Below are 15,521 nucleotides of genomic sequence, written 5' to 3'. Positions count from 1 at the left end.
AAACCCCAAAGGACTCTTAAGGACTTTGGGGTTTTCTATTTTAAAAATATATCATTAAGATTTACAACGTAAAGGGCATCGTACTCAATTCCGCCTCAAAAAGCTGTTGAAAATGTTTCAGAAGCTTTTCCTTGACTTCATTTTCATCGACTTCTTTAAGGCCTAATTCAACATTTAATGAGGTTACTGCTTTCCCTTTGATACCGCAAGGGATGATATTATCAAAATACCCCAAATCTACATTCACATTCAAAGCAAATCCATGCATTGTCACCCAACGGCTAGCCCTTACTCCCATAGCACAAATTTTTCTGGCAAACGGAGTTCCTACATCCAACCAAACACCTGTTTCGCCTTCGCTTCGTTCTGCCTTTAAGCCATACTCATCTAAGGTAAGGATTACCATTTCTTCAAGGAATCTAAGATACTTATGGATATCTGTAAAGAAATTGTCCAAATCCAAAATAGGGTATCCTACAATTTGTCCTGGTCCATGGTAGGTAATATCGCCTCCTCTATTGATTTTATAAAATGTAGCTCCTTTAGCCCTTAACTGATCCTCATTTAACAAAAGATTGGCCAAGTCACCACTTTTCCCCAAAGTATACACATGCGGATGCTCTACTAACAATAAATAATTGGGAGTAGGCTCATTGCTTGCCTCCCGCCTATTTTTAATTTTTAAATCGAGAATACTTTTAAAAAGTGACTCTTGATAATCCCAAGTGTCATTATAATCCTTTAATCCTAAATCCTGTATTTGTACTACTTTGTTCAAACTCATTTCTCTAATATCACTTCTAGATTCAACGCTTCTGGGTTCTTTAGATATTCCATAAATCCAAACTCTACCGTTACAGTTTTTCGGTCGTCGCTAAACAAGGCCGCTTCATTGGAAACAGATTTGATGGGACGTGGAAAATGATAGTTCAACTTATAGGTTGAAGACTCATACACCATGGCCATTTCACTCAAGCTATCCACCATTTGTTGATGCAATTCTTGATTGATAATCTTGGATTTCCTAGTAAATTTTCTACCATTATAACTGTATTTCAATTCCGAAGTTCCTTGTTCTAAAGAAGAAAACTTATTGTTTCCACCAGCTCCCTTTTCGTCTCCCATTGCCTGCATTTTGGTCATGGCTGCAAACATGTCCTGTAATTCGTCTACATCCTTAAAATTGGTAAACAGATCGAACTTCATGGTTTTTGAAGAGGGATCCATAAGCATGTGCATAGAATAGTTTTCCAAACCCTTCAACACCTCTTGCTGTTCCTTGGACAATTTGGGAATGCTGTCCTTCCTCTCTTCCAAAAGCTCTTTAAACGTAAAGGTAGAATCTACTTTTTCCTCGCTTTCTTTGGCCAATTCATCCCCTGTCATTTTCATCATTTCAGAAGCATCAAAGGTAAATTCCATTTTTCCAGAACCATTTTCGTAGATATAGATGTTCTCGGAAAATTCGCAACTCGTTGCAGTAGTCAATAGAATCCCCAAAAGGACCCAAATAATTTTGTTCATTGGTAAAAGTTTAGATTGCCCTACAAAGATACATTATAAAAGGCACAAACCTTTACATCAAAGCCCTACAATCTACTCCTACCTTTTTGGATTGTTAACAATTACCAAGGCGGCAATCACTCCAGGGACCCAACCGCACAACCACAATAAAAACACGATTAAAACAGAACCACAGCCTTTATCCAAAACAGCCAAAGGTGGGCAAATTATGGATATCAAAACTCTCCAAATACTCATTTAAAAAAATTATAATTATTACACCCTATCTGTCTTGCAAGACTACACATTCGTTACACGTCCTTTTCCTTTTATTTCTTAATATTTCGCTAAATTTTTCTATCCAAAAATTCAAACTGAAAGTTGTATGCTAATTTTGGCAAATAATGTAATTTTGCAGTTCAAAATTTATTAGCATGCAACTTTCAGAACAAGAACTCGTAAGAAGAGAGAAATTAACCAAACTTCGTGAATTGGGAATCAATCCCTATCCTGCCAACCTCTACCCTGTAGACCACACGTCTAAACAGGTGAAGGAGAATTTTGAAGAAGGCAAAAAAGTGGTGGTAGCTGGTCGATTAATGTCCATGAGAGTTCAAGGAAAAGCATCCTTTGCACAGCTTCAGGATTCTGAAGGAAAAATACAAGTGTACTTCAACAGAGACGAAATCTGTCCAGGTGAAGACAAAACCAAATACAACGAAGTCTTCAAAAAACTATTGGATTTTGGAGATTTCATAGGAATTGAAGGCGAATTGTTCCTTACACAAGTAGGCGAAAAAACCATAATGGTAAAAGACTTTACCGTATTGAGCAAGTCCTTAAAACCACTACCTCTTCCTAAAGAAAAGGACGGTGTAGTATACGATGCCTTTACAGATCCGGAACAACGTTACAGACAACGTTACGCCGATTTGGTGGTAAACCCACAAGTGAAGGAAGTGTTTGTTAAACGTACCAAACTCTTCAATGCCATGCGTCAGTTTTTTAACGACTCTGGTTATTTTGAAGTAGAAACTCCTGTATTGCAACCTATTCCGGGTGGTGCAGCAGCAAGACCGTTTATCACGCACCACAATTCTTTGGACATTCCATTGTACATGCGAATTGCCAACGAGCTTTACCTGAAACGTCTGATTGTTGGTGGTTTTGATGGGGTATATGAATTCTCCAAAAACTTCCGTAACGAAGGAATGGACAGAACCCACAACCCAGAATTTACGGCTATGGAAATTTATGTAGCCTATAAAGATTATAACTGGATGATGGATTTCTGTGAACAGTTGTTGGAGCACTGTGCTATGGCAGTTAACGGTACTACAGAAGCTACTTTTGGAGAACACAAAATAAACTTCAAGGCACCGTACAAACGCGTAACCATGGCCGACTCCATCAAGGAATTTACAGGCTTTGACATCACAGGAAAATCTGAAGATGAAATACGAGCTGCCGCTAAAGGCATGGGTATTGAAGTAGATGATACCATGGGTAAAGGAAAATTGATTGACGAGATTTTTGGAGAGAAATGTGAAGGTAACTACATCCAGCCAACCTTCATTACAGACTACCCAAAAGAGATGAGCCCATTGTGCAAAGAGCATAGAGAAAATCCTGAGTTGACAGAGCGTTTTGAATTGATGGTATGTGGTAAGGAAATTGCCAATGCCTATTCAGAGTTGAACGACCCTATCGACCAAAGAGAACGTTTCGAACACCAATTGAAATTGGCCGAAAAAGGAGACGACGAAGCAACGCAGTTTATCGACTTCGACTTCCTAAGAGCTTTGGAATACGGAATGCCTCCTACATCTGGAATGGGAATAGGAATGGACCGTTTGATCATGTTCTTGACCAACAACCAATCCATCCAAGAAGTACTGTTCTTCCCGCAAATGAAACCGGAAAGAAAAGGCCCAGAAATGAACGAGGAGGAAAAAGCCCTGTTCGAACTTTTAAAAACAGAATCTCCTATAGACTTAAACACCTTAAAAGTGAAGTCTGGATTAAGCAATAAAAAATGGGACAAAACTATTAAAGGTCTTACCAAACATGGCGTGGCCAAAGTAAACAAAACTGAAGAAGGACTATTTGTAGAAGCCGTAAGCTAACATCCGGTTTCAACATCAAAATGTCCACGAAAAAGAACCGTTCCCCAATGCGGTTCTTTTTTTATACCCATAAGTCAGGGCTCATCTCCCTGAAACCAATCAGGCTTTAGCGTTCCACTCCAATATATAAAATAAAAAATTAAGATAATTCTGATAAACCCTACCTGAAAAGCACATTTTAATTACATTAGTAACAGTTATTTATCTTAGTTAAAAAAATATTAAAACCCAATTGGTATTTAACACTTTATACGCTTATCCTTATTTTCACGCAATCAATTTAAAACAGCTATATTTTGAGAAATTTTTACCTTAAACTACTTCCAGTGATGTCGGCCTTCATGGTCATGACATGTTCCTCCACAAAAGAAGCTAGCAAATCTAAGGCCACAGTATCTGCTGGGCCAGTATCGTCTCCAGAGAAATCTAATGGAGACATGAAACCTTATGATAAAGTAATTACAAGCAGTGCAAAAACTGACGAAGGTCTTTTTACTGTCCATAAAATAGACGAAAGCTATTTTTATGAAATTCCAGATTCCCTTTTCGAACGCGAAATGCTTATGGTAACCCGTATTGCAAAAACAGCCAACGGATTAGGCTTTGGTGGTGGCAAGCAAAATGAGCAGGTGTTACGCTGGCAAAAAAAGGACAAAAAAGTATTGCTCCGCGTGGTTTCCTATAACGTGGTAGCAGCAGATTCGTTACCGGTACACGAAGCGGTTGTAAATTCCAATTTCGAACCAGTTCTTTACACCTTTCCGATAAAAACGATCGGTAAGGATTCTACCTCAACCGTGATTGATGTTACCGATCTTTTTGAAAAAGATGTAAAAGCCATCGGACTTCCTGAAAGCACTAGAAAACGCTATAAAGTCACAAGATTGGAAAGTGACAAATCCTATATTGAAAGCGTTAAAAGTTACCCTCAAAACGTGGAGGTAAGACATGTAAAAACCTACAACGCCGGAAACCCTCCTTCCAACTCAAGTACAGGAACCATTTCTATCGAATTGAGCAATTCGATGATTTTGTTACCTGAAATCCCAATGAAACGTCGCTATTTCGACGAGCGCGTTGGTTGGTTTACCTCCTCACAAACCGATTACGGTTTGGAAGCTCAAAGAAGTAAAGATGTGGAGTTTTTGGATCGTTGGAGATTGGAAGTAAAAGATGAAGACATCGAAAAATTCAACCGTAGTGAATTAGTGGAGCCTAAAAAACAAATTGTATACTATATAGATCGTGCCACTCCAGAAAAATGGAGAAAGTACATCAAGCAAGGGATTGAAGATTGGCAAGTAGCCTTTGAAGCCGCCGGTTTTAAAAATGCCATCATAGCCAAAGATCCTCCCACGCCTGAAGAAGACCCAGAGTGGAGCCCTGAGGACGTTCGTTATTCCGTAGTGCGTTACTTGGCCTCACCTATCCCAAATGCCAACGGACCACACGTAAGCGATCCTAGAACTGGTGAAATTTTGGAAAGCGACATTAACTGGTACCACAACGTGATGTCCTTATTGAGAGGTTGGTTTTTTGTACAGACAGCTGCCATCAATCCAGACGCCCAATCACCTGAGTTTAAAGATGAAGTCATGGGGCGTTTGATCCGTTTTGTATCTTCTCACGAAGTTGGACACACTTTAGGATTGCCTCACAACTGGGCCAGCAGTGTAGCCTATCCAGTTGAAAAACTGAGAGATCCAGAATTCACAAAAAAATACAGCACTGCTCCTTCCATTATGGACTATGCGCGTTTCAATTATGTAGCACAACCTGAAGATGGCGATGTAGCCTTGATGCCGAATATTGGAATCTATGACAAATATGCTATTTCTTGGGGATACCGCCCAATCTTAGGTAAAACTGCCGAGGAAGAAAAAGCAACTCTAGACCAATGGATTTTAGAGCACGCAGGCGATCCTTTATACCGTTTCGGCCACCAACAAGTGGGTGACATCGTGGACCCAAGTTCCCAACGAGAAGATTTGGGAGACGATGCAATTTTAGCTAGTGAATATGGAATTAAAAACTTAAAAAGAATTGTTCCTAACTTAATTAAATGGACTTCAGAACCAGGCGAGGATTATTCCGATTTGGATGAAATGTACGGTCATGTGGTATCGCAGTTTAAGCGTTACATGGGCCATGTGTCTGTTAATATTGGAGGTGTTTATGAGTACTACAAAACTTCCGATCAAGAAGGCCCTGTGTACATTCCAGTTCCTAAAGAACATCAAAAGAATGCCCTTAAATTTGTAAACGAGCAATTGTTTACAACTCCTGAATGGTTAATTGACACCGATATCTTTGGAAGAATAGAATATTCTGGAGCTGTGGAGCGTATCAGAAAACTGCAATCTGATATCTTGGACGACATTTTAAGTTTGGGAAGGATGCAACGCTTAATTGAAACACAAACGCTATATGGAAATTCGGCTTACGTTTTAACCGATATGATGAAAGACCTTAGAAATGGTGTTTGGAGCGAATTGAAAAGCGGAAAGTCCATTGAAACCTACCGACGTAACTTACAACGTGCCCACATTGATAGGTTAGCCTATTTGATGACGGCCGACAGCCAAAAGAAAGCACCAACCTTTGGAGGCTATCAAAAATCGACGGCAGTAACGACAAGCCAATCGGATATTAGAGCGGTTGTTAGAGCTGAATTAAAGTCTTTGGAAAGTGCCATTAAATCTGGTTTAAACAGAACCAACGACCAATTGAGCAGAATTCATTTGCAAGATGCCCTAGAGCGTATCGATGCTATTTTGAATCCTAAATCGTAAACGAAGAACATATTCAAAATAAAAAAGCTTCAGAAGTAACTCTGAAGCTTTTTTTGTGTTTATATAAATTGTATGCTACAATCCTAAAACCTCTGTTCCTTGCTCGTAAATAACGTCCACAGGAATATTGGAAGCACTCAATCTATCCAAATCACTTTGAAGCTCATTTGAAATAGCAGCCTTTTCAGCCACCAATGCTTCTACTCCAGCATAATCACCGTCACCTTGAAGTTTCAAAATCAAACCTGACAAATCTTTCATGGCCACAATCATGTTATCGTAGTTCACTTTATAAGTTCCATCTTCAGATCGAGAGAAAGCACCTTTTTCCTTAAAGAAATTAAAACGGATCATATTAGCCTTTCCATGGGCCGAGGATGCACCAAAACGCACCGAACGGAAAATACTGGCCATAAACGTGGTCATATAATCTTTCATATCCCCATCTATTTCACCTTTTTCATGTAATTGCTGAACCATATACAAGCCTAAAACATCAGCCTTTCCTTCTTCCAAAGCACTAGACAATTCCTTAAGCGACTCTCTAACGGTTCCTTTTCCGTTAATCGTGTTTTTAACACCTAAACCGTGCGCCACTTCATGAAACATGGTATTGGCAAAAAAGGCATCAAAAGTAATATGGTTGCGCTGACTCTCATCAATTAAAACTTCAGAAATAGGAACCAAAATTTTATCAAATTTAGCACGCATAGCATTTTTCAACTGCAAACGTCTTGTACCTTTTTTCAATTGCACTTCTTCATCATTGGGTAAGTTGATGGCAATGGTTTTACTACCAGCATTACAATCTCCAGCATAGTATACCACATCATAAGCATTCAGGTCGCTATCGGTTCCAGGAGTTTCTGTTTTATAAGCTTCTTCCACCGGCAAGTTCTTTTGAAGTTCTGGCAAAAAGCTTGCAAAACGTGCCAATTTAGCACTCCAATCTTGATCTTTAATCAATACATAAGCTTCGTGTGATGCCTTGTTTCCAAACATCTGATCTTCATAAGTTTCGATTGGACCAATCACGATATCCAAAGTATTTGATTTCATATCCATCCAAGCCAAATCACTTGGTTGGTAGTTATCCGTTAAAAGGGCATTTGCTCTCAACTCTAAATAAGCCTTCAAACCATCATCTTCCGCCAAAGTAGAAGCCTCCATTAATAAAGCGGCCACTTCCTTAACTTCCGTTTCAAATTGTTGGTGGTAAGGAATGGAATATAGTTTTCCGTTGTCATCACGACGTACAAAATTGTAAATACTGTTTTTATCTTCAATCTCAGCAGCTTTAAACTCTTCTGCCGTCATATCTTTAGGATAATAATTAGCACCTAAAGGCTTCTCTCCAACACCTTCTACAAATGGCTTGTTACCATCCAAGCGGTCCCACGGTCCATAATTGATAATAGTAAAAGTTTTCGTGTCTGCGTCGGAAATGGAATTCAGCAAAGCGTCCTTGTCTCCATATGCTTCATACCAAAACAAATCGTTCATCTTTTCAGCCGCCTGAATTAAAATAGGCAACATTTTACGGCCGTTTTCGGTAAGCTTAGAAATATCGGAAGTAAGTTTAACCGAAACATATTTGTTTAACTTTTTGGTCATGTCTACCTGAGAGGTTTCCTGAGGTTCTTCTGAGACTACCTCTTCTTTAGTTTTTTCATTTTTACATGAGGTTGCCAACACCATTAGTGCCAACATTGCAACAATGTTTTTCATATAGTTTAGAGAATTTATTTACTGCCAAAGTTAGCTATTTACACATTAGTTTTCAACATAATTGGCAATTGGCTCTTCATTGATAATAACATTGTCTAAAACCTACTTTATATTTCTTATAAAAATAAACTCAAGTATTTCTATTGGGGCAATCCTACAAACAAAAAAGCAAAAAATGTTAACAACCAGTTAAAATTCAAACCTTTATTAAACCATTTTTCAAATAAAAAGTCTTAAAAGCAGAGTAACGTAAAATCAAAATACCATGAAAAAAATAATTTTAATGATGGCCATAGCACTAATTGCTTTTCAGGCCAACGCACAACAAGGCCCTAGAGACTTTCAAAAAGGAAATAGAGGAGACCGCATGGGAATGCTACAAGATTTAACGCCCGAGCAGGCTTCAGAAATACACACCAAAAGAATGACGTTGAATCTAGATTTAACAGAGGCCCAACAAAAACAAATACAGGTTATCAACCTTGAAGAAGCCACATATAGAAAGGCTCAAATGGAGGCTAGACAAAACATGACCCAGAAGCCTACCAGTGATGAAATAGCCGCGAGAATGAATGCTAGATTGGACCATCAAATTGCGTATAAGAAAAAAGTAAAAAACATTTTGACTGAGGAGCAATACCAAAAATGGGAAGAAACAAAGGCTCAGTATCAAAAACAAATGAAAGGACAAAAAGGGAAATCCCCTAGAAATAGATAGATTTTTGGTTGGTTAGTTAGTTTTAGTTAGTGGAGAAAGCATTGGTTGTAAAAATCAATGCTTTTTTTATTCTTCCGTTTTTAAATTTATTACTTTAGAGTTTAATTTAAAACCTAAACACCTACTTATGAAAAAAATAATTACACTTTGCCTCTTTGTAGGAGCCCTATTTTTTGGAGCTGAAAACTTAACCGCTCAAAACACTATTGAAATTAATAAAGTAGCTTCTGAAAAAGCTGAAAACTTAAGAAAGGTCATCAAATTCGACACGAATACTCTTGAAGAAGTATATGAAGCTTACAAAGCTTACGAAACAAAATATCAAGTTATCAGTAAAGACCTAAATGCTAATTGGGAGTCTAAGGTGAAACTTGATAAAGAATTGGATCAATCCATGAAAAGCATTTTAACCGAAGACCAGTATTTCCAATACAAGAACCTTTCGTCCAATTAATTTTCAGATAAAAAATACATATAAAAAAAGCGATTCTAACTGAATCGCTTTTTTTTTATACTTTATTTTAATGTTGCGGCCACTTTGTCCACCGCTTTTATAGTGGCATCCAAATCTTCGTAAGAAAGCGCATCACTTATAAACCATGTTTCAAAGGCACTAGGCGCGATATACACCCCTTCATTAAGCATTCCATGGAAAAAGGCCTTAAACGTATCGTTATTTCCCTTAGCAGAGGATTCAAAATCCACTACAGCATCTTCCGCAAAATGTACCGAAATCATAGACCCCACTCTATTGATGGTATGCACGATTTCGTGTTGCTCCAACACTTCGGCTATTCCTTTATGTAAATAGGCCGTCTTTTCTTCTAGTCTAGTGAATATTTCTGGGATATCGTTCAATTCCGATAGCATGGCCAAACCAGCAGCCATTGCCAGTGGGTTTCCACTCAAAGTCCCTGCCTGATAAACGGCTCCCAACGGCGCCAAATAATTCATGATTTCGTTTCTAGCAGCAAAAGCTCCTACAGGCAAACCACCTCCAATTACTTTCCCAAAACATACGATATCGGCATCTACATTGAAGAGTTCCTGAGCGCCTCCTTTGGCCAATCTAAAACCAGTCATGACCTCATCAAAAATCAACAGAATTCCATGTTCATCACAAAGTGCTCTCAACTTCTGGAGGAAATTATCTCTTGGTGGCACACAGCCCATATTTCCAGCCACAGGCTCCAAAATAATACAGGCTATTTCCCCTGCATTGGCCTCAATAAGCGCTTTTACATTCTCAATGTCATTATATTTAGCCAGCAAAGTATCTTTTGCCGTTCCTTGCGTTACCCCTGGACTGTTAGGACTCCCGAAAGTTACGGCACCACTTCCTGCTTGGATCAAGAATGAATCACTATGTCCGTGATAGCAACCTGCAAACTTTATAATTTTATCTTTTCCTGTAAACCCTCTCGCCAAACGCACGGCACTCATACAAGCTTCGGTTCCAGAATTCACAAAACGGATTTTATCAATATTAGGCACCATAGAAACTGCCAATTCAGCAATCGTGGTTTCTATCTCTGTTGGCATCCCAAAAGAAGTGCCTTTTTTAGCTTTTTCAATAACCGCTTCAACTACGGGAGGGTGTGCATGACCTAAAATCATAGGTCCCCAAGAGTTGATATAATCTATATAGTGATTGTCATCTTCATCATATACATAAGCACCTTTGGCCGATTTGGCAAAAATTGGTGTTCCTCCTACCGCTTTAAAAGCCCTTACTGGGGAATTCACCCCACCAGGAATCACTTCCTCTGCCAATTTAAACAGTGTACTGCTTCGTTGATATAACATCTTTAGTTATTTTTAATAATTAACATTTGACCAATACTTAAATCGTTCCCTCTCATACCATTCAATTCCCTGATCGATTCCACCGTTGTATTATAACGCTTGGAAATTGAATACAAGGTATCTCCTTTTACCACTTCATGAGTAGTAACATTATCATTGCTTGCTACAACATCTTTGGTTGGAGGGGTATAACTTTCCCTTTTCCCCAGAACTTGTTCATCATATTTGTACAATTGGTACCGTTCAATCAAACTGATCAGTTTCTCTGGATATTTTTTATCGGTAGCATAACCGGCAGCTCTCAATCCTCTTGCCCAAGATTTGTAATCGTCCTGTTTGTAATCGAACAATTTGGCATAGCGGCTTCTCGAAGTCAAAAACGCCGAATGGTCTTCAAAAGAAGATTCCGCATGTGTATACTTTCTAAAACATTCCTGTGAAGCATCATCGTCGTGGTAAATTTTCGGGCCCGTCCATCCGTGGCATTTGATACCAAAATGGTTATTGGCCTCAACTGCCAATCGTGCTTGACCGGAACCAGATTCCAAAATACCTTGTGCCAAAGTGATACTTGCCGGAATTTTATACTTACGCATTTCTTCCATAGCAATGGCATTAAAATTAGCTATGTAAGCTTCGGTAGCACTGGCATAGGTTTTCGCCGGAGTCGTGGTACTGGTTTCTTGAGAACTTTTAGGCTCTTCAGGTTTCACATCCACCTGAACAGAAACGGTTCTTCGTGGTACATCTTTCTTTTTGGTAACCACAGTCCTTTTGGACCCACATCCTACTAAAAACATTCCTGTCAAGGCTACTAAAACTATGCGCTTCATATGCTATTTAATCTATTATCGGTAATTGCTTTCGCTTTAAATTAATGTTCATTCCTGCAATGCCCTGTAAACCGCCCGTATGGATGGCCAATATTTTGGATTGCTCTGGGAAATACCCTTTTTTGATCAAATCCAAAATACCATACATCATTTTACCCGTGTAAACAGGATCTAAAGGAATTTGATATTCTTTCTTAAACTGATTAATAAAACTGATTAAATCTTCATTTATTTTGGCGTATCCTCCAAAATGGTAATCCTCAATCAACGACCAGTTTGTATTTCTTGCAAACTTACTAATATCCTTGGACAAAAAACCACCTTTCAAGGCGGGAAATCCCAGAATCTTTTGGGCTGAAGTACTGCCATTGACCAGCCCTGAAATAGTGCCTCCTGTGCCCACGGCACAACAGATATAATCAAAATCATCTTGGACGTCCTTTAAAATTTCTTCGCAGCCTTTCACCGCAAATCCATTGGTACCGCCTTCCGGAACCAAATAGAACGATCCAAATCTGGTTTCTAATTGCTGAATAAACTCAGGGGAAGTTTTGTATCGATAATCCTCCCTGGTGACAAACTGAAATTGCATGCCACATTCCTTGGCAAATTTTAAGGTGGGGTTATCGGCAACTTTATAGGTCAGCTCTTCTCCCCTGATTACCCCTATGGTTTTAAATCCTTCTGCTTGTCCTGCAGCCGCAACTGCGGCAATATGGTTGGAAAAGGCGCCTCCAAAGGTGAGCAAGGTATCAAATCCCCCATCCTTGGCCGCTTTTAAATTATATAAAAGCTTACGGTATTTATTGCCTGAAACATGCTCGTGAATTCTATCTTCACGCTTTACAAACAATTGAATAGAACCGAATTCTGGTGGCAATAGCACCTCTTGAATGACGGCATCTTCCAGTTTAAATTTCATGTTTGCAAAGGTACTTCAAAAAGGCGAAAAAAGGTCTTGTCTTTAAGTATTCCATATTGCTTTCCTGCAAAAAAGCTTCGCGTTCAAAAGAAATATTTCGGTAGGCTCTTCTATGGTTTCTGTATTTCATCAAACCGAACAAATACTCCAAAAAATACCACACATAAAAAGGTAGGATCAACAATTCCAATTGCTGTTTTAAATGAATGTATTCATGGTTGATCAAAACTATATCGGACTTCAATGCTTTCTCCTTCAAAAACACAAAAGGGTACATTGTCATCCCTGTATAGCCTTTCGGCACTAAATATTTGGAAACAAAAATCATAGAATTTACCCTTTCAAAAATCACTCCAAATTACATTATCTTTGCCACATGAAGAAAATAATTCCTATTGAAGAAGGAGATTACTACCTCACCCCCGAAGGATACCGTTGCTTTACAGAACAATACCATTTAAAACGTGGCTACTGCTGCCAAAGTGGCTGTAGACACTGCCCCTATGGCTACAATAAAAATACGGGATCCACTAAAAAATAAATCCTTTTATTTCGTAATTTTAGTTTTACAATTAGCTAATCCTTCAATATTTGAGTCAAAAATATTGGTATGATTATTGATTGCTTTTATGTTGAACCAAAAATGGACTAACTTAATTTTTGGCACTTTCAACAAACCAAACACCAAATTAAAATTGAAAACACGATGAAAAGATTTTTAACTACACTCACACTGGCCATTGTAGTATTAACAGCAACTTCCTGTAGTTCTGTACAGGTAGCTTCCGATTACGATAAAAAGGTAGATTTTACGCAATACAAAACCTTTGCCTTTTTCAAAACAGGGATTGACAAGGCCGAAATTAGTGATTTGGACAAAAAACGTATCCTAAGAGCCATTGAAGCGGAACTTTTGGCCAAAGGCTATACAAAATCTGAAAATCCAGATATGCTGGTAAGCATTTTCACCAAATCTAGAGAAAAGGTGAATGTCTATAACAATGGCTATGGTCCTTATGGTTATGGCTGGGGCTGGAGTCCTTACTACTGGAACAATTACAATACAGTTTCTGTAGATACCGAGGGGGTTTTATACATAGACCTTATCGATAACGCCAAAAAAGAATTGGTTTGGCAAGGACAAGGCACTGGTTACTTAAGTAAAAATATGGACAAGAAAGAAGAACGTATCAATGAGTTCGTTTCCAAAATCATGGAGAAATACCCACCGGAAATGATCAAGTAAGATAACCTCACACTAAAACTTAAAGGTGCTGATTTATAAAAATCAGCGCCTTTTTTATCGCTTATAAATCAGGATGCTCCAAGCTATTTTAGTCTTCATTTATAAAACCCTATCTTTGCCGACTTTTAGTAGAAACAAATCAAGAAACTCGGTTTAAAGATGTTCAAGAACTTTACCCAAAACCCTAAAAACGACATTTTCGCTGGTATTACAGTATCATTGGCGATGATTCCCGAAGTGGTTGCCTTTGCCTTCGTAGCACAGATAGACCCCTTGGTAGCATTGTCCGGTGCCTTCATAATTGGATTGATCACCGCAATTTTTGGTGGAAGACCAGGATTGATCTCTGGTGCGGCGGGAGCTGTTGCCGTTATTTTTGTTCATCTTATTTCAGAAGGACATGCCAAAGGAATGTTATTTGATACGCCTGTTGAAAATATGGGCTATTTCTACCTGTTAGCGGCTGTTATTTTAATGGGAATTATCCAAATAGCTGCTGGTGTGTTTAAATTGGGGCGTTTTGTACGCTTGATACCGCACCCCGTAATGATGGGATTTGTAAACGGTTTAGCCATCGTAATTTTTTTGGCGCAAGTCCGTATGTTCTCCCACAAACAATTGGAAATTGGCGCCGATGGCCTAAAAAAATATATCGACATCCCTATGCAAGGTGTAGAACTTTACACCATGCTTGGCCTTGTTGGACTTACCATGGCCATTATTTGGTTGCTGCCTAAAGTGACCTCCAAAATCCCAGCGGCCCTAACCGCAATTCTTGTTACCACCGGTATTGTAGTGTTCTTCAACCTTGATGTCAGCACGGTTGGCTCCTATATTGTAGAAGGCGGAGGTGAAGGTCTAAAAGGTGAATTCCCGACTCCAAATCTTGAACTTTGGCAACATTTACCTTACAATTTAGACACTCTGAAATTCATTCTTCCATATGCTTTTTTAGCGGCATCTGTGGGGCTTATTGAATCATTGATGACCATGAACTTGGTGGATGAACTTACAGAAACCAGAGGAAACGGAAACCGTGAATGTGTAGCTCAAGGAGCAGGAAATATTGTAAGCGGTCTGTTTGGAGGTACCGGCGGTTGCGGTATGATTGGCCAAACGGTGATTAACATTAATGCTGGAGGTAGAGGACGTCTTTCTGGAATTATGATGGCCTTAACCTTGTTGACCTTCATCTTATTTACCGCGCAATATATTGAGCAAGTCCCAATTGCCGCATTGGTAGGTGTCATGTTTATGATGGTTATTGAAACCTTTGCTTGGTCCAGTTTTAGAATTATCAGAAAAATCCCTGTAGCAGATGCCGCTGTATTGATTATTGTATCGGCTGTAACCGTTATTTTTGATTTGGCAATTGCGGTATTTATTGGGGTTATTTTATCGGCTTTGGTATTTGCCTGGAAAAACGCCACCATGATTAGAGCACGCAAACGCATGCAACCGGACGGTACCAAAACCTATGAAATTTGGGGGCCTTTATTCTTTGGTTCTATTCAAAATTTCAACGAGAAGTTTGATGTAAAAAATGACCCTGAGAAGGTAGAAATTGATTTTGTAGAATCTCGAGTAAGCGACCACTCTGCTTTGGAAGCCATCACCAATTTGGTGAACAAATATGAAGCCGAAGGGAAATCCATCAAGCTAAAACACTTAAGCGAAGATTGTAAAACCTTGCTTTATAAGGCCAATCCTAAATTTAAAGATGTGGTGATTGAAGACATCGACGATCCTAGATATTATCTAGCCGCCGATCCTGAGAAATTTACTAAACCACTATCTGAATACAACCTATAAAAGAAAAGCGACTCAATCGAGTCGCTTTTTTATTT

Annotated in this window: 16 protein-coding genes; 7 read left to right on the top strand and 9 right to left on the bottom strand. The window is 38.9% G+C overall.

Annotated elements, in window-relative coordinates; genetic code table 11:
• Positions 1-61: 61 nt before the first annotated feature.
• The 3 genes from lipB to BKM32_RS07695 form a co-directional block, all read right to left on the bottom strand.
• Complete coding sequence (gene lipB / locus BKM32_RS07705; protein WP_076663326.1) at positions 62-778, bottom strand: lipoyl(octanoyl) transferase LipB; 717 nt, start codon at positions 776-778, stop codon at positions 62-64.
• 2 nt (positions 779-780) lie between these two features.
• Positions 781-1,524 (bottom strand): hypothetical protein, encoded by a 744-nt coding sequence (locus tag BKM32_RS07700; RefSeq protein ID WP_076663303.1) that lies wholly within the window; start codon positions 1,522-1,524, stop codon positions 781-783.
• Positions 1,525-1,602: 78 nt separating this feature from the next.
• The gene (locus tag BKM32_RS07695) at positions 1,603-1,761 is read right to left on the bottom strand and encodes a YqaE/Pmp3 family membrane protein (protein WP_076663302.1); all 159 of its coding nucleotides are present in this window, start codon (positions 1,759-1,761) and stop codon (positions 1,603-1,605) included.
• 176 nt (positions 1,762-1,937) lie between these two features.
• Between BKM32_RS07695 and lysS the strand changes: the two genes are divergently transcribed.
• Positions 1,938-3,629, top strand: a complete 1,692-nt coding sequence (gene lysS, locus BKM32_RS07690; RefSeq protein WP_076663301.1) for a lysine--tRNA ligase — start codon at positions 1,938-1,940, stop codon at positions 3,627-3,629.
• A gap of 307 nt (positions 3,630-3,936) precedes the next feature.
• On the opposite strand, the gene BKM32_RS16630 is transcribed toward lysS, so the two are convergent.
• The gene (locus tag BKM32_RS16630; RefSeq protein ID WP_256385856.1) at positions 3,937-4,068 is read right to left on the bottom strand and encodes a hypothetical protein; all 132 of its coding nucleotides are present in this window, start codon (positions 4,066-4,068) and stop codon (positions 3,937-3,939) included.
• Between BKM32_RS16630 and BKM32_RS07685 the strand changes: the two genes are divergently transcribed.
• Complete coding sequence (locus BKM32_RS07685; protein WP_253187434.1) at positions 4,067-6,421, top strand: zinc-dependent metalloprotease; 2,355 nt, start codon at positions 4,067-4,069, stop codon at positions 6,419-6,421. The genes BKM32_RS16630 and BKM32_RS07685 overlap by 2 nt on opposite strands.
• 75 nt (positions 6,422-6,496) lie before the next feature.
• Here BKM32_RS07685 and BKM32_RS07680 read toward each other — a convergent pair whose 3' ends face one another.
• Positions 6,497-8,149 carry a Zn-dependent hydrolase gene (locus tag BKM32_RS07680; RefSeq protein ID WP_076663299.1) on the bottom strand — a complete coding sequence of 551 codons (1,653 nt, stop codon included), beginning with the start codon at positions 8,147-8,149 and terminating at the stop codon, positions 6,497-6,499.
• Between the two features lie 265 nt (positions 8,150-8,414).
• Between BKM32_RS07680 and BKM32_RS07675 the strand changes: the two genes are divergently transcribed.
• Positions 8,415-8,867, top strand: a complete 453-nt coding sequence (locus tag BKM32_RS07675; protein ID WP_076663298.1) for a hypothetical protein — start codon at positions 8,415-8,417, stop codon at positions 8,865-8,867.
• 127 nt (positions 8,868-8,994) lie between these two features.
• Positions 8,995-9,321 (top strand): hypothetical protein, encoded by a 327-nt coding sequence (locus BKM32_RS07670; RefSeq protein WP_076663297.1) that lies wholly within the window; start codon positions 8,995-8,997, stop codon positions 9,319-9,321.
• Between the two features lie 62 nt (positions 9,322-9,383).
• Here the strand turns inward: BKM32_RS07670 and hemL are convergent, their stop codons facing one another.
• The 4 genes from hemL to BKM32_RS07650 are packed head-to-tail and all read right to left on the bottom strand — an operon-like array spanning position 9,384 to position 12,756.
• Positions 9,384-10,673, bottom strand: coding sequence for a glutamate-1-semialdehyde 2,1-aminomutase (gene hemL / locus BKM32_RS07665; protein ID WP_076663296.1), 1,290 nt, complete (start codon positions 10,671-10,673; stop codon positions 9,384-9,386).
• Between the two features lie 2 nt (positions 10,674-10,675).
• Complete coding sequence (locus BKM32_RS07660; RefSeq protein ID WP_076663295.1) at positions 10,676-11,506, bottom strand: glucosaminidase domain-containing protein; 831 nt, start codon at positions 11,504-11,506, stop codon at positions 10,676-10,678.
• A 7-nt stretch (positions 11,507-11,513) separates the two neighbouring features.
• Complete coding sequence (locus BKM32_RS07655; RefSeq protein ID WP_083702128.1) at positions 11,514-12,428, bottom strand: 1-aminocyclopropane-1-carboxylate deaminase/D-cysteine desulfhydrase; 915 nt, start codon at positions 12,426-12,428, stop codon at positions 11,514-11,516.
• Complete coding sequence (locus BKM32_RS07650; RefSeq protein WP_076663294.1) at positions 12,418-12,756, bottom strand: hypothetical protein; 339 nt, start codon at positions 12,754-12,756, stop codon at positions 12,418-12,420. Before BKM32_RS07650 ends, BKM32_RS07655 begins: the two co-directional genes overlap by 11 nt.
• Before the next feature lie 48 nt (positions 12,757-12,804).
• Between BKM32_RS07650 and BKM32_RS16465 the strand changes: the two genes are divergently transcribed.
• From BKM32_RS16465 to BKM32_RS07640, 3 genes are all read left to right on the top strand, one after another.
• Complete coding sequence (locus BKM32_RS16465; RefSeq protein WP_168155238.1) at positions 12,805-12,969, top strand: DUF5522 domain-containing protein; 165 nt, start codon at positions 12,805-12,807, stop codon at positions 12,967-12,969.
• 165 nt (positions 12,970-13,134) lie between these two features.
• Positions 13,135-13,674: a DUF4136 domain-containing protein gene (locus tag BKM32_RS07645; RefSeq protein ID WP_076663293.1), complete on the top strand. Its 540-nt coding sequence runs from the start codon at positions 13,135-13,137 to the stop codon at positions 13,672-13,674.
• Positions 13,675-13,833: 159 nt separating this feature from the next.
• Positions 13,834-15,486 carry a SulP family inorganic anion transporter gene (locus tag BKM32_RS07640; protein ID WP_076663292.1) on the top strand — a complete coding sequence of 551 codons (1,653 nt, stop codon included), beginning with the start codon at positions 13,834-13,836 and terminating at the stop codon, positions 15,484-15,486.
• Positions 15,487-15,521: the final 35 nt, after the last annotated feature.

This window comes from Mangrovimonas sp. DI 80, from assembly GCF_001975575.1.
GTDB classification, from domain to species: Bacteria; Bacteroidota; Bacteroidia; order Flavobacteriales; family Flavobacteriaceae; genus Mangrovimonas_A; species Mangrovimonas_A xylaniphaga.
The sequence above is the reverse complement of the archived record's forward strand: the minus strand, read 5'-3'. Positions and strand labels throughout refer to the sequence as shown.